Genomic DNA, 18,193 nt, shown 5'->3' with positions numbered 1-18,193 from the left:
GGCTCTCCCTAATTTCTGTCATCCGACAGGAATGCGGCTCCGGCCGCCGCGACCGCGAAGGGCAGCCATGTCCGCGAAGCCGTCCGCCGTCCCCCCGTCCGTCCCCGAACTGACCGGCGTCTGGCACCGCTCGCTGCTCGTCGACGCCGACGGCCACCGTGACACCACCACCGTCGTGACCTGGGTGCAGGGCCCGGCCCGGTACGCGGATCTGCGCCAGCCGGCGGAGTGCCGCCGGCACCTGGGCGGCGGCGCCCTGTCCGGCCTCCGCTTCGAGGAGCTCCTCGCGCTCACCCGCCAGGAGGCGTTCGCGGGGAGACTGCGGCGGCGCTCCGACGTGTTCCACTGGGCCCGCAGCCTCGACTTCGGACCCGTCACGCTCCCGGACGCCGGACGGCTCCGCCGCGAGGGTGCCGTACTCGTCGAGACGGGTGTGCACGTCCCGTACCTCGAACACTGGAGGCCCGGGCGCACCACCGGGCCGTCCGCCGCCTGCGAGCTCCTCGACCGGGAGACCGGCTGCGCGGGGCTGCTGATCAGGGCCGGCGACTGGTTCGCCCAGGTACGCGACCGGGCCGAGCCCGTGCCGGCCGGCACCCCGCTGGAGGAACTGGTACGCGGCGCCGCCGACCTCGGCCGGGCCCGCGCCCTCCTCGACTTCGAGCTCTCCCTCGGACGGATCGACCGCGGCCGCTGGACCGTCGAGCGCTCCACCCTTCCGCACCGGGTGGGCGCCGTGCTCGCTCCGGCGCTCGACGGCTGCGCCGGGCTGCTGATGAGCGACGCGCGGCCGGACGGCACTCCGTACACCCGGGAATTCGAGATCACCGCCGCCGAGGGACTCCTGGCGGCGCTCCACTCCACCGGGACCGACACCCGGATCGCACCGGCCTCCGTACCGGAAGGGGTGCGCTGATGTCGGCGACACCGTTCACCGAACTGCCGGTCGTGGACATCACGGCCCTGCGGCACCCCGGACGTCCCGCGGAACGCTCCAGCGCGGTGGCCGAGTTGGGCCGGGCCGCGCGCGAGACCGGTTTCCTCTACCTGTCCGGCCACGGAATCGACCCCGCGCTGTTCGATCGGCTGCTCACCGCTACGAAGGCGTTCTTCGCCCGGCCCGTCGAGGAGAAGATGGCGTGCTGGATCGGGAACTCGCCCAACCACCGCGGTTACGTCCCCGAGGGCGAGGAGGTGTTCGCGGGCGCGGGCGCCGACCGCAAGGAGGCATTCGACCTCTCCCTCGAACTGCCCGACGTCACCGGCCCGTTGCTCGGACCCAATCAGTGGCCCGCGCTGTCCGGGTTCCGCGGCCCCGTCACCGCCTGGTACGACGCCGTCCTCGCGCTCGGCCGCACCCTCTTCGGCGGTTTCGCCGAGGCGCTCGGCCTGCCCCGGGACGCGTTCACTCCGCATCTCACCCGGCCCACAAGCCAGTTGCGACTGATCCACTACCCGTACGATCCGACGGCGGAGGACCGGCCGGGCATCGGCGCCCACACCGACTACGAGTGCTTCACACTGCTGCGCCCCACCGCCCCCGGCCTGGAGGTCATGAACGGCGCGGGCCGGTGGATAGACGCGCCACCGCTCGACGACTGCTTCGTCGTCAACACCGGTGATCTGCTGGAGCTCTGGACCAACGGCGAGTTCACCGCCACCTCCCACCGGGTCCGGAGGGTCACCGAGGAGCGCTACTCCTTCCCGCTCTTCTGCACGGTCGACCACGACACCCGCGTCGACCCGCTGCCCGCATTCACCGGCCCCGGCAGGCCCGCGCGACCCGGTGTCGTCGCGGGCGACCACCTCTACGCGCAGACCGTCCAGACCTTCCGCTACCTCGGGCGGCGGCTGGCCGACGGCGCGATCACGCTGCCCGACGGGGCCTTGCCGCTGTCCTCGTTCGGCCAGGAAGCGCGCCACTCCGCCCGCCCCTGATCACCCCGCCCGTCAACGCCCCCCTCCCCGCCCCGCCCCTGAGAGCAGGTGCTGCCATGTCCGTCACCGCCCCCACCGACGTACTCCCCGGTCCGCCCGGCCCGGCCACCCCCGGCTCCTCCCTGGAGGAGTTCGGCTACCGTCAGGAGCTCCACCGCAGCCTCGGCAGGTACGCCTCGTTCGCCGCCGGCTTCTCCTTCATCTCGGTCCTGACGACGGTCTTCCAGTTCTTCGCCGTCGGGTACTCCTTCGGCGGCCCGCTCTTCTTCTGGGCCTGGCCCGCGGTACTGATCGGCCAGCTGCTGGTCGCCGCCTGCTTCGCCGAACTCGCCGCCCGCTACCCGATATCCGGCGCGATCTACCAGTGGTCCTCACGGCTGTCCACCCCCGCCTTCGGCTGGTTCGCGGGCTGGATCATGGTCATCGGCCAGATCGTGGTGGTGGCGGCGGCCGCGCTGGCGCTGCAGATGGTGATGCCTCCGATCTGGTCCGGTTTCCAGCTGGTCGGCGGCGACCCCGCGCCGCTCTCCCCGACGGGCGCCGCGAACGCGGCCCTGCTGGGCGCGATTCTGCTGGTCCTCACCACGCTGGTGAACATCGTCGACAACCGTGTGATGTCGGTGGTCAACCGGGTCGGCGTCACCGCCGAGATCATCGGCGCCGTCCTGATCGTGGTCCTGCTGCTCACCCACTCCGCACGCACCCCGTCCGTCACCTTCCACACCGGCGGCGCCGGGACGGGGGCGTTCGGCGCACTGCTCGTCGGATCGTTCACAGCCGCGTACGTCATGATCGGTTTCGACAGTGCGGGCGAGATGAGCGAGGAGACCCGCGATCCGCGCCGCACCGCCCCGCGCACGGTCCTCTCCGCCCTGGGGGCCGCCGGGCTCCTCGGCGGGCTGCTCGTGCTGGGCGGGCTGCTGGCGGCGCCCAGCCTGTCCGACGGCCGGCTCGCGGTCGACGGCATGAGTTACGTCCTGACCAGCAGCCTCGGCGACGGAGTCGGCCGCGTGCTGCTGGCGGACGTGGTGGTCGCGATCGCCGTGGCGACGCTCGCGGTGCAGACCGCGGCCTGCCGGATGCTGTTCTCGATGGCCCGCGACGGACAACTGCCCTGCTCCGGACCGCTGTCGAAGGTCAACCCGCGCACCGGTATGCCGACCCTCCCGGCGCTGGTCGTGGGGGCGCTCTCGGCGGCCCTGCTGCTGCTCAGCTTCGCCTCGCCCGATGCGTTCCTGGCGATCGGCACGACCTGCATCGTGATGCTGTACCTCGCGTACTCGATGGTGACGGGCCCGCTGCTGGTCCGCCGGCTGCGCGGTGGGTTCGCCGCCCGTACGGACGCCGTCGACGAGACGGGGAGGCCGCTCTTCTCGCTGGGCCGCTGGGGCGTTCCGGTCAATGCGCTCGCACTGCTGTACGGGCTTTTCATGACCGTCAACCTGGCCTGGCCGCGCGCCGCGGTGTACGACCCCGCCGGCGGGCACTGGTACTTGCAGTGGTTCACGGTCCTGTTCCTGACCGCGACGGTGCTGGCCGGCGTGGCATATCGCGTGTACCGGAGGAGGTCGGTCACAGCACTAGTGTGACCTTCATGGACCGGGGAAGCAGGCAGGACCGAGTGGTGGGCGCCGTCGTCGGCTCGGCGGTCGGCGACGCGCTCGGGGCACCGTTCGAGTTCGGCCCCGCGGGCGTGTACTCGGCCCGTTTCCCGCCGGGCGGCGTCCACAGGGGCGCCATGTGCGGGGGCGGCGGCTGGGATCCGGGTGAGGCGACGGACGACACCCAGATGGCCGTTCTGGTCGGGGAGTCGCTGCTGGAGCGCGGCGGCCTCGACCTCGCCGACATCTTCGAACGGTTCCGCACCTGGGCGGCGGGCGAGCCGAAGGACATCGGTCTCCAGACCGAGTCCGTCCTGACCAGCGGCGACCCCTGGGACCTGGCCGCCGCACTCCACTACCAGGTCAACGGCCGTGCGGCGGGCAACGGTTCGCTGATGCGGGCGAGCACGTCGGCGGTCCGGTTCGCGCGGCCGCGGACCCCGGAGCCACCCGCCGGCGCGCACACCACGGGGTCCCGGGCGCACGCCGAGTCCCGGGCCCGGGCGGAGACGATGACCGCCGCCCGGCGGATCGCCGCGCTGACCCACGGCGACCCCGCCGCGTGGGAGGGCACCGCCGTCCTCCACGAGCTGACCCGGGTGGCGCTGGGCGGTGAGGATCCGCTCGCAGCTGTCCCGGCAGCACTGGCCGAAGTGCGGGAGGGCGAGCGCACACGCTGGGCGACGGTCCTGGCGCCCGACTGGCATCCCGGTCTGGCGACGGAGTTCAACGGTGCGGTGTGGCCGTGTCTGGGGACGGCGGTCTGGGCGCTGCGCACGACACGCACCTTCGAGACCGCGCTGGCCGCGGCGATCGATGCGGGCGGGGACACCGACACGGTGGCCGCGGTGACCGGGATCCTGGCGGGGGCCGTGTACGGGATGCACGCGATCCCGTCGCGCTGGACGGAGCCGCTGCACGTCCCGCTGCCGGGGTTCGGGCCCCGGGTGCTGCGGACGGCCGAGCTGTCGGCCCTGGCCCGCCGCCTGGACGCCCGTGGCCCACAGAATCCGTTGGGCCCGAAATGTACCGATAAAGGCGGAATAAGCGCAGAATGACAGTAAGGGGCGCCTACCGCTCACCTCACCACGCGGTCGGGCCCGGAGGATCGAAGGAGACGACTCTCATGTCCAACGTCTCACACACCCGCGCCGACATCACCAGCCACCCGGATGTCTCCGAAATGCGCGAACGCTACGACCGCGTACTCGGTGGCCGCGATGTGGCGCTCGTGGACGGACCGGTGTTCCTCGTCGGTCTGTACTGCGCTGTCTCGCCATGGGTCCTTCACTTCACCGCAAGTCAGCCCACCCTCGTACAGCACAACCTGATCATGGGAATCGCGATCGCGGTGCTGGGACTCGGATTCACCGTGATGCCGGCCAGGATGTACGGCCTGAGCTGGGCCATCTGCGCCATCGGCATCTGGATGATCGTGTCGCCCTGGATCGTCGGCAGCAGCCCCGACATGGGCGTCATCCTCAACAACATCATCATCGGCGGCCTGGCCGTCCTGCTGGGCGCGGTCTGCGCCGGTGCGGCGGCGAAGAGCGGCCGCAGCCGCGCCTAGCCTCTCGTCCGGATCACGCGGGGGCCCGCTAGCCCCGGCGACACCGGGCCCCGCTCCCTGATCCGGCCCGGTCCGGACGGAAGGCGTCAGCGGTCCGCGGCGGCGAACAGCGACGGGAGGAGCGCGAGCCGTCGGCCGGCCCGCACGAGCGGGCCGGCCGAGGCACGTCCGGATCCTGCCCGCACGGCAGCCCGCCGGCCCCCGCCCTCAGGAGGGGGAGTTCCGGTCCCGCCCCCCGCCCACGATCCGCAGCGCCGCGTCCGCCGTCGCCGCCGCGAAGACCGCGACCGGCCGCCGCGGCCCGGAGCGCCGGACCAGGATCACGCCCTCGATCAGCCCGAAGACCAGATCGGTACGGAGCGCCAGCTCCGCCTCGTCCAGAGCCGCGCCCGCCCGGGTGGCCGCCAGCAACGCCCGGTACGCCTCCTTCAGCTCACCCCGCACCCGGTGGAACCCGGCGAACCGCTCGGCCTGCGCCTCGGGCAGTACGTACAGGGCGCCCAGGTTGTGCGGCCCCCCGCAGAGCAGCGCCACGTCGGAACGGCAGAGCTGCCACAGCCGGTCCTCGGCCGCCACCAGCGCGTCGGCGAGCAGCGTCCGGGCCAGGGCCAGCGACGGCGTGACCGTCGATTCGAGCAGCTCCGCGAGGAGGTCCTCCTTGCCCGCGACGTAGTGGTACATCGTCGCCTGCCGCATGCCCGCCCGTTCGGCGACGGCCCGGGTGGTGGTCGCCGCGTAGCCGCGGGTGGTGAACAGCTCGGCGGCGGCGTCCAGCAGTTCGTCGCGCGCGGAGAGCCCGCTGTCCGGCCGCTGCTGGGCGCGCGGCCGGCCGACCTTTCTCCCGGTGGTGGACATGGGCCGATCGTCGCACATCCCCGCCCGCCCCGATCTTGGTGAGCAGTCGGTAACTCCCGTGCAACGGGCGGGCAATGGACCCGACTCGCCCGCGCCCTAATTTCTGTCGGGCGACAGAAATACACCGAAGCCAGGGGCGTGAGCTGCCCACTGCGAGCCGGAGGTCCCGTCATGGCGACAGCGACTACACACGGAGCCCGGGACCATGCCCGCGCCCAGCACGGCACCCGTACCGAGGCGATGCCGGTGGTGCCCGCGAGCGACTGGCCCGCGGCCGCCCCCTCCGCACCCGTCTGGGCGGAGACCGTCGCAGGGGGCAACTACACGCACCGGGTGCTCGCCCGCGGCACCGAACTCCGCCTCACCGACCTCACGGGCGACGCCTGCGCCCATCTGCTGCTGTTCGTCGACGGGCGGCCCTGGGAACGGCTCAACACCGCGGACACGGTCAAGGTCCAGTGGAACGCCTACCTCGGCGAAGGCCGACTGCTCCTCTCCGACCAGGGGCGGGTCCTCGCCTCGGTGACCGCCGACAGTGCGGGCCGGCACGACGCCCTGTGCGGCACCTCGACGTATCGGCGCAACGCCGAACGGTACGGGGACGGCTCCCCGCAGTCCGCGTCCCCGGCCGGCCGTGAGCTGCTGAAACTGGCCGCCGCGAAGAACGGCCTCGGGCCGCGCGATCTGCCGCCGTCGCTCTCCTTCTTCCAGGGCGTGGAGGTACGCGAGGACGGCGCCCTGGAGTTCACCGGATCCGCCGGACCGGGTGGAGCGGTGACGCTCCGCGCCGAGCAGGACCTGACCGTACTGATCGCCAATGTCCCGCATCCGCTGGACCCGCGCCCCGACTACGTCTGCTCCCCGCTGGAGGTGCTGGCCTGGCGCGCCCGCCCGACAGCACCCGGGGACGCGGCCTGGGACGCCACCCCGGAGGGCCACCGGGCCTTCCTCAACACCCTCGACTTCCTCACCGCCAGGGGGCTCGCATGACCGTCACCGGCACCGTCCGCCGTTCCGACGTGATCCCCGCCCGGGGCGCCTGGTCCGCCGTCGTCCGCGCGGGCGAACAGCTCACGCTGACCGATCTGCACGGCAACCAGGCCGTGGACTTCCTGGTCTACGACGCCGAGGACACCTCCGTCCGCTACAGCGCGCCCGACACCGTCCACGCGCAGGGCAGCATCTTCCTGACCACCGGCAGCGTGCTGCTGTCCGATGAACACACCCCGCTGATGACCGTCACCGAGGACACCTGCGGCCGACACGACACCGTCGGCGGCGCCTGCTCCAAGGAGTCCAACACCCTGCGCTACGGGCACCACACCTGGTCCCAGCACGCCTGCGTGGACAACTTCCTCGCCGAGGGCGCCCGGCACGGGCTCGGCAAGCGGGACCTGGTCTCGAACATCAACTGGTACATGAACGTCCCGGTCGAGAAGGACGGCACGCTCGGCATCGTCGACGGGATCTCCGCTCCCGGCCTGCGGGTCACCCTCCGCGCGGAACGGGACGTCCTGGTCCTGGTCTCCAACTGCCCCCAGATCAACAACCCCTGCAACGGCTTCGACCCGACGGCGGTCGAGGCCACCATCGGTGAGGCCACCGCATGACGCACTTCGGCACACTCCTGGTCGCCAACCGGGGCGAGATCGCCGTACGGATCATCCGTACCGCCCGCCGCCTCGGTCTGCGTACCGTCGCGGTCTTCTCCGACCCCGACCGGTCCGCCCCGCACGTGCGCCTCGCCGACACGGCGGTACGGCTGGGCCCCGCCCCCGCCAAGGAGTCCTACCTCGACGCCGATCTGGTCCTCAAGGCCGCGAAGGACACCGGAGCCGGTGCCATCCACCCCGGCTACGGCTTCCTCTCGGAGGACGCCGGGTTCGCCCGGCGCTGCGAGGAGGCCGGCATCGTCTTCGTCGGCCCGACCGCCGAGCAGCTGGAGCTGTTCGGCGCGAAACACACCGCCCGCGCCGCCGCGGAGGCGGCGGGCGTACCGCTCGCGCCCGGCACCGGGCTGCTCCCCGATCTGCCGTCGGCGCTGGCCGCGGCCGACCGCATCGGCTATCCCGTCATGCTCAAGGCCACCGGCGGCGGCGGCGGCATCGGCATGTCGGCCTGCCGGTCCGTCGACGAACTGACCGACGCCTGGGAGCGGGTGCAGCGGGTCGCCGCCGCCTCCTTCTCCTCCGCCGGCGTCTTCCTCGAACGTCTCGTCGAGGACGCCCGCCATGTGGAGGTGCAGGTCTTCGGCGACGGTCACGGCCGCGTGGTGACCTTCGGCGACCGCGACTGCTCCCTGCAGCGCCGCAACCAGAAGGTCCTGGAGGAGGCGCCCGCACCCGGACTTCCGCCGCACGTCCGCAAGCAACTGGCCACCTCGGCACAGGATCTGTGCGCGACGGTCGGCTACCGCTCTGCGGGCACGGTGGAATTCGTCTACGACGCCGCGCGCGCCGAGGCGTACTTCCTGGAGGTCAACACCCGGCTCCAGGTCGAACACCCGGTGACCGAGGAGATCTACGGCGTCGACCTCGTCGAATGGATGCTGCGCCTCGCCCAGGGCGACACCGCTGTCGTGCGTGACCCGGGGACGCCGCGCGGGCACGCCGTCGAGGCCCGGGTCTACGCCGAGGACCCGACCCGCGACCACCGCCCCGGGGCCGGTCTGCTGACCCGGGTCGCGTTCCCCGAAGGGGTCCGGGTCGACACCTGGGTCGAGACGGGGACGGAGGTGACGACCTCGTACGACCCGATGCTGGCGAAGGTCGTCGCGTACGGCGCCGACCGCGCCGAGGCCCTCACCCGGCTGGACACGGCGCTCGCCGCCACCCGGATCGACGGCATCGAGACCAACCTCGGGCTGGTACGGGCCGCGCTCGCCGACGACCGGGTCCGCACCGCCGCCCACTCCACCGCCACCCTCGCCACCGTCACCGACCCGACCCCGCACATCAAGGTGGTCTCCGGCGGCACCCTCACCACCGTGCAGGACTGGCCGGGCCGCACCGGGTACTGGCAGGTCGGCGTCCCGCCGTCGGGCCCGATGGACGACCTGTCCTTCCGGCTCGGCAACACGGCTCTCGGCAACGACCCGGGCGCCCCCGGCCTCGAATGCACGCTCCAGGGCCCGGCCCTGCGGTTCACCCGCCCCGTCACGGTCTGCGTCACCGGCGCGCCCGCCCCCGTCACGGTCGACGGGGCACCGGTCGCCCAGTGGGAACCCGTCACCGTCCCGGCGGGCGCCACGCTCTCGGTCGGCTCGCCGGACGGGAAGGGTCTGCGGACGTACGTCCTGTTCGCCGGCGGCCTGGACGTGCCGGAGTTCCTGGGCAGCGCGGCGACGTTCACCCTCGGCGGCTTCGGCGGACACGGCGGCCGGGCCCTGCGCACCGGCGACGTCCTGCACGGCGGCACGGTGCGTGTGCAGAGCACCCCCGTGCCGGCCGCCGAGCGTCCGGACATCGGCGGCAGCTGGCACATCGGAGCGGCCGAAGGCCCGCACGCCGCACCGGAGTTCTTCACCGAGGAGGACATCCACGACTTCTACGCCGCCGACTGGAAGGTCCACTTCAACTCGGCCCGCACCGGTGTCAGGCTGGTCGGCCCCAAACCGCGCTGGGCCCGTAAGGACGGCGGCGAGGCAGGACTCCACCCCTCCAACATCCACGACACCCCGTACTCCGTGGGCGCTGTCGACTACACGGGCGACATGCCGGTGCTGCTGGGGCCGGACGGCCCCTCGCTCGGCGGTTTCGTCTGCCCGGCGACGGTCGTGACGGGCGAACGCTGGAAGCTGGGCCAGCTGCGCCCGGGCGACACGGTCCGCTTCACCCCGGTGACGACCACGGGCGATCCGCGCCCCGACATCGTCGACGGCGGCATCCTGTACCGGGACGACGACGTCACGTACCGCCGCAGCGGCGACGACAACGTGCTGGTCGAGTACGGCCCGATGCAGCTGGACCTGGCGCTGCGGATGCGGGTGCACGCGCTGATGGAGGCGCTGACCGACGCGGCGGTACCGGGCATCACCGGGCTCACCCCCGGCATCCGCTCGCTCCAGATCCAGACGGACCCGCAGCTCCTCCCCCAGCACCGGCTGCTGGAGCTCCTCCACCGCACCGAGTCGGCGCTCCCGCCCACGGATGCCCTCACCGTGCCGTCCCGCACCGTGCATCTCCCGCTGTCCTGGGACGATCCGGCGACCCGGGAGGCCATCGCGCGCTACATGGCGGGGGTACGGGACGACGCCCCCTGGTGCCCGTGGAACATCGAGTTCATCCGCCGGGTCAACGGCCTCGACTCCGTCGAGGAGGTGTACCGCACGGTCTTCGACGCCGAGTACCTGGTGCTGGGCCTGGGCGATGTCTATCTGGGCGCGCCGGTCGCCACTCCTCTCGACCCCCGGCACCGACTGGTCACCACCAAGTACAACCCGGCCCGCACCTGGACGGCGGAGAACTCGGTCGGCATCGGCGGCGCCTACCTGTGCGTCTACGGAATGGAGGGCCCCGGCGGCTACCAGTTCGTCGGGCGCACCACCCAGGTGTGGTCGGGGTGGCAGCAGCGCGGCGCCTTCGAGCCGGGTGCCCCGTGGCTGCTGAGGTTCTTCGACCGGATCAAGTGGTATCCGGTGGCGGCGGACGAACTCATGGAGCTCCGCGCGGACATCACGTCCGGCCGGTTCGTGCCGCGGATCGAGGAGGGCACGTTCTCACTGGCCCGGTACGAGGAGTTCCTCGCCGGCAACGCGGGATCGATCGCCGAGTTCCGCAGCCGGCAGGCCGCGGCCTTCTCCGCCGAGCGCGACGCCTGGGAGACGGCGGGCGAGTTCGCGCGGGCGGAAGCCGCCACGGAACCGGCGCCGCCGGCCATCGAGGTGAGCGTGCCCTCGGGCGGCCGGCTGGTGGAGGCGGAGTTCGCCGCGTCGGTCTGGCAGCTGAACGTCGCCGTGGGCGACACGGTGACGGCGGGTCAGCCTCTTCTCGCCCTGGAGGCGATGAAGATGGAGTCCCGGGTCCACGCCCCGGCGGACGGCGTCGTCGTGGAGATCCTCACCCGGCCGGGTGCCCAGGTGGAACCGGGCACGGCGCTGGTGGTCCTGGCCCCGTCGATCACGAACTGAGGAGCGCGCATGCCCCTGTCCGCCCTGACCCGAGTCCGCGCCGCCCACGCCCGGATCGAAGCCGTCGACCGCCCCGAGATCTGGATCGGCCTGCGTCCGCTCCCGGAGCTGGAGAGCGAGGCCGCGGCGCTCGACGCGCGGGTGTCCGCGGGTGAACACCTCCCGCTGGCCGGCCGTCTGCTGGCCGTCAAGGGCAACATCGATGTGGCCGGCCTGCCCACCACGGCGGGCTGCCCCTCGTACGCCTACCGGCCGGCCGCCGACGCACCCGCCGTGGCCCGGCTCCGCGCCGCCGGAGCCCTGGTGATCGGCACGACCAACCTCGACCAGTTCGCCACCGGGCTGGTCGGCACCCGCTCGCCGTACGGAGCGGTCCGCCACGCCCACGACCCGTCCCGTGTCAGCGGCGGTTCCAGCTCCGGTTCCGCCGTCGCCGTCGCCCTCGGTATCGCCGACCTGTCGCTCGGCACGGACACCGCGGGATCCGGCCGGATCCCGGCCGCGTTCAACGGGATCGTGGGACTGAAGCCGACCCGCGGACTGGTTCCGACCGATGGTGTGGTCCCGGCCTGCGCAAGCCTGGACTGCGTCACCGTCTTCGCCCGTACGCTCCCCGAGGCCGAGCAGGCACTTGCCCTGATGGCCACGGCCGCGCCGCGGTCCCTGCCCGCCCGGGCGCCGGGCCCCTGGCGGATCGCGGTCCCCGCCGCCGACCAGCTGGGTGAGCTGGACCCCGGCTGGGCGCAGGCGTACGAGGCGGCGGCCGCCCGCCTGCGCACGGCGGGCGCGTGCCTCCAGCCGGTCGACCTGACCCCGTTCACCGAGGCCGCAGCCATGCTGTACGAAGGAGCATTCGTCGCCGAGCGCTACACCGCGGTCGGCGCGTTCATCGACAGTGCCCCCACCGCGCCGGACCTGGACCCGACGGTCGCCCGGATCATCACGGCGGCCAGGGACATCCCGGCGCACCGGCTGTTCGCCGACCGGGACCGGATGGCGGTGCTGCGCGATGCCGCCATGGATGCGCTCGCCGACGCGGACGCCCTCCTCCTGCCCACCGCACCGGGTCATCCCACGCTCGCGGAGGTGGCCGCGGATCCGCTGGGCGCCAATGCGCGGCTGGGCCGGTTCACCAACTCCACCAACCTGTTCGACCTGTGCGCGGTGGCCGCCCCCGCCGGCGAGGTGGGCGGACTGCCCTTCGGTGTGATGCTGATCGGCCCGGCCCACACGGACGCACGCCTGGCCCGCATCTCGGCGCTGCTCACCCCGCCCGCCCGCGTCGCGGTCGCCGGCGCCCATCTGACCGGCCAGCCTCTCAACCCCCAACTCCTGGAGCTGGGCGCCCGGCTGGTCGACACGACCGTCACAGCGCCCGTCTACCGGCTGCACGCCCTGCGCACGGCGCCACCGAAGCCGGGCCTGGAGCGGGTGGACAAGGGCGGCGCGGCGATCGAGGTGGAGGTGTGGCAGCTGCCTCCGGAGGGGCTCGGCCGTCTCGCTTCGGAGCTCCCGTCCCCCATGACTCTGGGAAGGGTCGAACTGGCCGACGGCACCACGGCCCCCGGCTTCCTCTGCGAGCCTTACGCACTGGCCGAGGCGGAGGACATCACGGAGTACGGCGGCTGGCGCCGATATCTTTCCCGGCCGGGCCCACGCCGCCCAGGCGGCTGAGCGGCATCCGGTCACCGGCCCACCCGGCCCTCCGGAGGCCGTACTTCCGGCCCGCCCGGCCCGGCCGGCACGCCCGGCACGGAGAAACCGATGCCGGGCGGGCCGGGAGCCGGCTGCGGAACGCGGCGGACGGCAGGGCACGACCTGCCGCGGGGGCGTTCGCCCCCACCCCCGTGTCCGGCCGTCAGCCCACCGAGCTGTAGGCCACGACTCCGCGCAGCACCGCGTCCACGGCCTTGCGCGCGTTGCGCGTCACCGAACTCCCCCCGTCGCCGGGCGCCGCGGCCGCGATCTGGCCCAGCACGTCGATGACCTGCTTGCACCAGCGCACGAAGTCCCCCGCCGGCATCCCCGCCTCGCGCAGCACCTCGTCCAGCGTCCGGCCCGATGCCCACATGTAGACCGCCCAGGCGAACCCGAGATCGGGTTCCCGCTGCCCGACCCCCTCGGCCTGGTTGATCTTGAAGTCCTCCTCCAGGGCGTCGAGCCGCCCCCAGATGCGGACCATCTCGCCCATGGCGGCCTTCGCCGGCCCGGACGGCAGCTTCGGCGCCACCGCGTCGTCCGCCTGCCGCGCCTCGTACACCAGCGCCGAGACGCACGCGGCGAGCTCCGCCGGGTTCAGCCCCTCCCACACCCTTGCCCGCAGGCACTCGCTCGCCAGCAGGTCCAGCTCGCCGTAGAGACGGGCCAACCGCCGTCCGTGCTCGGTGACTTCGCTGCCCCGCAGATAGTCGAGCTCGGTGAGGAGCGCCACGATCCGGTCGAAGGTGCGGGCGATCGTGTTCGTCCGCCCCTCGATCCGGCGCTCCAGCTGCTTGGTGTCCCGCTGCAGCCGGTGGTAGCGCTCCGCCCACCGCGCATGGTCCTCGCGCTCGTTGCATCCGTGGCACGGATGGGCCCGCAACTCGGCCCGGTAGCGGGCGATCTCCTGGTCGTCGGCGGCCGCCGCCCGCCCCCTGCGGTGCCGCTCCGGCACGATGTGGCCGGCCTTGGTCCGCAGCGCCGACGCCAGATCCCGCCTCGACTGCGGAGACCGCGGGTTGAACGACTTCGGCACGCGCATCCGTTCCAGTGCCTCGACCGGAACGGGGAAATCTATCGCGGCCAGCCGCTTGACCTGCCGCTCGGAGGTCAGCACCAACGGCCGCGGCCCGTCGTTGTATTCGAGTCCGCGATGCCCGTTGACCCGCCCGGCGGGCAGTCCCGGGTCCAGCACCAGGGCCAGCCCGGCGAACTTGCCGGCCGGCACGTGGATGACGTCTCCGGGCTTCAGCTTCTCCAGGGACGCCGCCGCGGCGGCCCGCCGCTGCGAGGCGCCGTGCTTGGCGAGCTCCGTCTCCCGGTCCTTGAGCTCGCGGCGCAGCCGCGCGTACTCCTCGAAGTCACCGAGGTGGCAGGTCATGCCCTCGCGGTAACCCTCCAGGCCCTCCTCGTTCTTCTGCACCTGCCGGGAGATCCCGACGACCGACCGGTCCGCCTGGAACTGGGCGAACGAGGTCTCCAGCAGCTCGCGCGACCGGTGCCGGCCGAACTGCTGGACCAGGTTGACGGCCATGTTGTACGAGGGCCGGAAACTGGACCGCAGCGGATACGTACGCGTGCCGGCGAGTCCGGCCAGCGCCCCGGGATCCATGCCGCGCTGCCACAGCACCACCGCGTGGCCCTCGACGTCGATCCCGCGCCGTCCGGCACGGCCGGTCAGCTGGGTGTACTCGCCGGGCGTGATGTCGGCGTGCTGCTCGCCGTTCCACTTGACGAGCTTCTCCAACACCACCGACCGCGCGGGCATGTTGATCCCGAGGGCGAGGGTCTCCGTCGCGAAGACCGCCTTGACCAGCCCGCGTACGAAGAGCTCCTCGACGACCTCCTTGAAGGTGGGCAGCATGCCCGCGTGGTGGGCGGCGATGCCGCGCTCCAGGCCTTCGAGCCATTCGTAGTAGCCCAGGACATGCAGGTCCTCGGCCGGGATGGAAGCGGTCCGCTCCTCGACGATCTCCCGCACCAGTCGGCGCTTGTCCTCGTCGTTCAGCCGCAGTCCGGCCTGCAGACACTGCTGTACGGCGGCCTCGCAGCCGGCCCGGCTGAAGATGAACGTGATCGCGGGCAGCAGTCCCTCGGCGTCCAGCCGGTCGATGACCTCGGGCCGGGACGGGGTCCAGATCCGGCTGCGCTGGCGCCTTTCCCGCTCCCGGTCCGCCTCGCGCACCATCTTTCCGCGGCGGCGGTCACGCGGGTTGTACCCGCGCTGGTTCTCCATCCGGGCGAGCCGGACGAGGTCGGGGCTGACCTCACGGCGGCCCACGCCGCGGCCGCCGTGGTCGGTCTCCTCCTCGAAGAGGTCGTACATCCGGCGGCCGGCCAGCACGTGCTGCCAGAGCGGCACGGGCCGGTGCTCGGAGACGATCACTTCGGTGTCACCGCGGACGGTGTCCAGCCAGTCGCCGAATTCCTCGGCGTTGGACACGGTCGCCGACAGCGACACCAGCGTCACCGAATCGGGAAGGTGAATGATCACTTCTTCCCACACCGCGCCGCGGAAGCGGTCGGAGAGGTAGTGCACCTCGTCCATCACCACGTAGCCGAGGCCTCGCAGCGCCTGCGAGCCCGCGTAGAGCATGTTCCGCAGCACTTCGGTGGTCATGACGACCACCGGCGCGTCCGCGTTGACACTGTTGTCGCCGGTCAGCAGGCCGACCTTGTCGGCGCCGTAGCGTTTGACCAGATCGGTGAACTTCTGGTTGGAGAGAGCCTTGATGGGCGTGGTGTAGAAGCATTTGCGGCCCTGGCGCAGGGCGAGATGGACGGCGAATTCGCCGACGATCGTCTTGCCCGACCCGGTCGGGGCCGCGACCAGCACCCCCTTACCCGCCTCCAGGGCCTTGCATGCCTCGATCTGGAATGGGTCCAGGCCGAACTCGTACAACTCGCGGAAGGGCGCGAGCGCAGTGGCCTGCTCGGCGGCGCGGATCCGGAAGGCCTGGTATCGCTCAGCTGGTGAGAGGTCCTCTGTCATCTTGCTCACGAGCCTACCCGCCACCCCTGACAGTCAGCCCGATCTTTATGACCGACCGGCAACAGGAGGGTGGGAGCAGGACCCCGTGACGCCGCCTTCCCGTTGCCGGCCGGTCCACATCACTGTGCGAGAACCCTGACCGCGCCCGGCACGCAGGTCGCGGTCAGCGGCAGCGCCCCGAGCGGTTCACCGTCCGCGTAGGCGGTGACACCGGCCGCGGCCAGCTCGATCGACGCGACCCGGTGCACGGTGACGACGGGGTGGCCGAGGTGCGTTCCCCGGTAGACCCGCGGGAAGACCTTGAGCAGGGTGGTGCGGCTGCAGTCCCCGACGACGGTCACGTCGAAGAGCCCGTCGTCCATGACGGCGTCCGCGCAGATCCGCATGCCGCCGCCGTAACTGGACCCGTTGCCCACCGCGACGAGGGTCGCCTCGATCTCCTGGACCGGACCGCCGTCCAGCCTGACGCGGTACGGGACCGGTCTGAACGCGGCCAGTTCGGCGAGGAGCGCGAGGTCGTACTTGAACCGCCCGCCGACCCACCTCATGCGGTTGCCCCGGTCGTTGACCCGGGAATCGAAACCGGAGGCGAGCACCGAACCGAACCACCGGTCGCCGACCCTGCCGAGGTCGATCTCGCGGACCGCGGCGCCCTTGAGCGCCTCGGCTGCGAGCCGTCCGGCGGCGGCCGGGTCCCGTACGGGCAGGCCGAGGGCGCGGGCGAAGTCGTTGCCGGTGCCGACGGCGATCACGCCGAGCGGTGTCGTGGTTCCGGCGACAGCCTGGAGGGCGAGGGACATCATCCCGTCCCCGCCCACGGCGATCAGCGCGCCGGTCCCGCCGTCGACGGCCTCACGGGCCCGCCGCAGCGCGTCGTCGGCGTCCTCGCCCAGCACCGTACGCACGGAGTATCCGGCGTCCCGGAACGCGGAAGCGGCCGGCTGCGCGGCGTGCGCGCCCCGGCCGCGTCCCGCGGTGGGATTGACGAAGAGGGTGATCTCGCTGGTCACCCGGGGACCCTACAAGATCAGGTGATGTCGTCGTAACCGTTCACCCGGTCACGGTCCGGCCCCGCTTGCGCGGGCAGCGACCTGGCGGCCGACGCCGGTTCGACCTCACCGATGTCCTCGGGGGTGAGATCCAGCTCCGAGGCCTCGTCGTCGGCCGGTCCCTCGGCCGCACGGAGTGCCTTGCGGCGGTCGTTGAGGAGCGAGAGCGCCGTGGCGGCGAAGTACAGGACCCAGATCGGTCCGGCGAGCGCCAGCATGGTGAGCGGGTCCGTACTGGGCGTGGCCAGTGCGGCGAAGAGCGTGATGCCCATGATCATGCCGCGCCACCAGCCGAGCATCCGCTTGCCGGTGATGACCCCGCCGAGGTTCAGCATGACGAGCAGCAGCGGCAGCTCGAAGGAGAGCCCGAAGACCACCACCATGCGCGTGATGAGATCCAGCAGGTCGTCAAGTGGCAGCTGGTTGTCCAGGTTGGCCGGCGAGAAGTCCAGCAGGACCCTGGCCATCGTGGGCAGCGTCTTGTATGCGAAGAAGCCACCGGCGAGGAAGAGCGGGAAGCCCGCTCCCACGAAGCCGAGCGAGTACTTCTTCTCGTGCCTGTGCAGACCGGGGGCGACGAATCCCCACAACTGGTAGAGCCAGATCGGCGAGGAGAGGACGACTCCTGCCATCAGGGAGACCTTGAGCGCGAGGGTGAACGGCGTCAGCAGACCGTTCATCACGATGCGCGCGCAGGTGCCGTCCTCCTTGCGGGCGAGTTCAGCGAAGCTGGACTGGCAGCCGACCGCCTTCAGTACCGGGTCGGTGAAGAACTCGATGATCCCCTTGTAGTAGAAAGCTGCGACGATCGTGACGACGACGATCGCCAGCAGAGCCTTCGCCAGCCGGTTGCGCAGCTCACGCAGGTGCTCCACCAAGGGCATGCGGCCCTCTGGGTCCGTCTCCTGTTTGCGGGCAGACTTGAGCAACCCACGTCCTCATCTCGTGCAGCAGGCCGTCACCGATCACGGCGCCTGCGTCGGCCCGGTTGTCAGCGGTTGGTCGAATCGGTCGGCTCCGCGACCGGGCGCGAACTCGTCACATCGCCGGGCGCGGCCTGGATGGTGCGCGGGGCGGCCTGGTCCTTGGCCGCGTCGTTCGGCGGGTCCGTGGGGGTGGCCGTCGGGGCACCCTCGGACTTCATGGCCTTGGCCTCGCTCTTGAGGATCCGGGCCGACTTGCCGAGCGAGCGAGCCATGTCAGGAAGCTTCTTCGCGCCGAACAGCAGAACAATGACGACGAGGATCAGGATGATCTCGGGAGCGCCGAGCCTTCCGAACATATGCGTGTACCTTCTCACCGAGGCAGCAGGGGTGGGGCTGATCGAGCGTCGGACAGACGTCCGATCTTCGTACTGTCAGC

The 18,193-nt window shown here is 72.1% G+C and carries 14 protein-coding genes; 9 read left to right on the top strand and 5 right to left on the bottom strand.

Going from position 1 to position 18,193, the window contains the following annotated elements:
- Window positions 1-67 precede the first annotated feature (67 nt).
- The 5 genes from ACFVXE_RS19145 to ACFVXE_RS19125 all read left to right on the top strand — a co-directional run bounded on the left by ACFVXE_RS19145 (window position 68) and on the right by ACFVXE_RS19125 (window position 5,109).
- Window positions 68-916 carry a hypothetical protein gene (locus ACFVXE_RS19145; protein ID WP_389672399.1) on the top strand — a complete coding sequence of 283 codons (849 nt, stop codon included), beginning with the start codon at window positions 68-70 and terminating at the stop codon, window positions 914-916.
- Window positions 916-1,938 carry an isopenicillin N synthase family dioxygenase gene (locus ACFVXE_RS19140; RefSeq protein ID WP_389672397.1) on the top strand — a complete coding sequence of 341 codons (1,023 nt, stop codon included), beginning with the start codon at window positions 916-918 and terminating at the stop codon, window positions 1,936-1,938. Before ACFVXE_RS19145 ends, ACFVXE_RS19140 begins: the two co-directional genes overlap by 1 nt.
- A 56-nt stretch (window positions 1,939-1,994) precedes the next feature.
- The gene (locus ACFVXE_RS19135; protein WP_389672395.1) at window positions 1,995-3,527 is read left to right on the top strand and encodes an amino acid permease; all 1,533 of its coding nucleotides are present in this window, start codon (window positions 1,995-1,997) and stop codon (window positions 3,525-3,527) included.
- A 5-nt stretch (window positions 3,528-3,532) separates the two neighbouring features.
- A complete protein-coding gene (locus ACFVXE_RS19130; RefSeq protein WP_389672394.1) occupies window positions 3,533-4,597 on the top strand; it encodes an ADP-ribosylglycohydrolase family protein in 1,065 nt (354 codons plus the stop codon).
- A 68-nt stretch (window positions 4,598-4,665) separates the two neighbouring features.
- The gene (locus ACFVXE_RS19125) at window positions 4,666-5,109 is read left to right on the top strand and encodes an SPW repeat protein (protein ID WP_389672392.1); all 444 of its coding nucleotides are present in this window, start codon (window positions 4,666-4,668) and stop codon (window positions 5,107-5,109) included.
- A 207-nt stretch (window positions 5,110-5,316) separates the two neighbouring features.
- Here ACFVXE_RS19125 and ACFVXE_RS19120 read toward each other — a convergent pair whose 3' ends face one another.
- Window positions 5,317-5,964: a TetR/AcrR family transcriptional regulator gene (locus tag ACFVXE_RS19120; protein WP_389672390.1), complete on the bottom strand. Its 648-nt coding sequence runs from the start codon at window positions 5,962-5,964 to the stop codon at window positions 5,317-5,319.
- A gap of 171 nt (window positions 5,965-6,135) precedes the next feature.
- Here ACFVXE_RS19120 and ACFVXE_RS19115 point away from each other — a divergent pair, with 171 nt between their 5' ends.
- Genes ACFVXE_RS19115 through atzF form a run of 4 tightly spaced genes read left to right on the top strand, consistent with a single transcriptional unit; the run spans window position 6,136 to window position 12,766 of the window.
- A complete protein-coding gene (locus tag ACFVXE_RS19115) occupies window positions 6,136-6,954 on the top strand; it encodes an urea amidolyase associated protein UAAP1 (protein ID WP_389672388.1) in 819 nt (272 codons plus the stop codon).
- Complete coding sequence (locus ACFVXE_RS19110; protein WP_389672387.1) at window positions 6,951-7,574, top strand: urea amidolyase associated protein UAAP2; 624 nt, start codon at window positions 6,951-6,953, stop codon at window positions 7,572-7,574. The genes ACFVXE_RS19115 and ACFVXE_RS19110 overlap by 4 nt, the downstream gene beginning before the upstream one ends.
- A complete protein-coding gene (locus tag ACFVXE_RS19105; RefSeq protein ID WP_389672386.1) occupies window positions 7,571-11,092 on the top strand; it encodes a 5-oxoprolinase/urea amidolyase family protein in 3,522 nt (1,173 codons plus the stop codon). The genes ACFVXE_RS19110 and ACFVXE_RS19105 overlap by 4 nt, the downstream gene beginning before the upstream one ends.
- 9 nt (window positions 11,093-11,101) lie before the next feature.
- Complete coding sequence (gene atzF, locus ACFVXE_RS19100) at window positions 11,102-12,766, top strand: allophanate hydrolase (protein ID WP_389672384.1); 1,665 nt, start codon at window positions 11,102-11,104, stop codon at window positions 12,764-12,766.
- Window positions 12,767-12,950: 184 nt separating this feature from the next.
- Here atzF and ACFVXE_RS19095 read toward each other — a convergent pair whose 3' ends face one another.
- The 4 genes from ACFVXE_RS19095 to tatA all read right to left on the bottom strand — a co-directional run bounded on the left by ACFVXE_RS19095 (window position 12,951) and on the right by tatA (window position 18,113).
- A complete protein-coding gene (locus ACFVXE_RS19095; RefSeq protein ID WP_389672484.1) occupies window positions 12,951-15,782 on the bottom strand; it encodes a DEAD/DEAH box helicase in 2,832 nt (943 codons plus the stop codon).
- Between the two features lie 119 nt (window positions 15,783-15,901).
- Window positions 15,902-16,792, bottom strand: a complete 891-nt coding sequence (locus tag ACFVXE_RS19090) for a diacylglycerol kinase (RefSeq protein WP_389672382.1) — start codon at window positions 16,790-16,792, stop codon at window positions 15,902-15,904.
- Between the two features lie 17 nt (window positions 16,793-16,809).
- A complete protein-coding gene (gene tatC, locus ACFVXE_RS19085) occupies window positions 16,810-17,760 on the bottom strand; it encodes a twin-arginine translocase subunit TatC (protein WP_389672381.1) in 951 nt (316 codons plus the stop codon).
- A 62-nt stretch (window positions 17,761-17,822) separates the two neighbouring features.
- Entirely contained in the window at window positions 17,823-18,113 is a 291-nt protein-coding gene (gene tatA, locus ACFVXE_RS19080; RefSeq protein WP_389672379.1) for a Sec-independent protein translocase subunit TatA, read from the bottom strand.
- Window positions 18,114-18,193: the final 80 nt, after the last annotated feature.

Origin of the sequence: Streptomyces sp. NPDC058231 (assembly GCF_042882275.1) — a bacterium.
In the GTDB taxonomy this organism is placed as follows: Bacteria; Actinomycetota; Actinomycetes; order Streptomycetales; family Streptomycetaceae; genus Streptomyces.
This window is presented reverse-complemented; position numbering and strand designations above follow the sequence as displayed.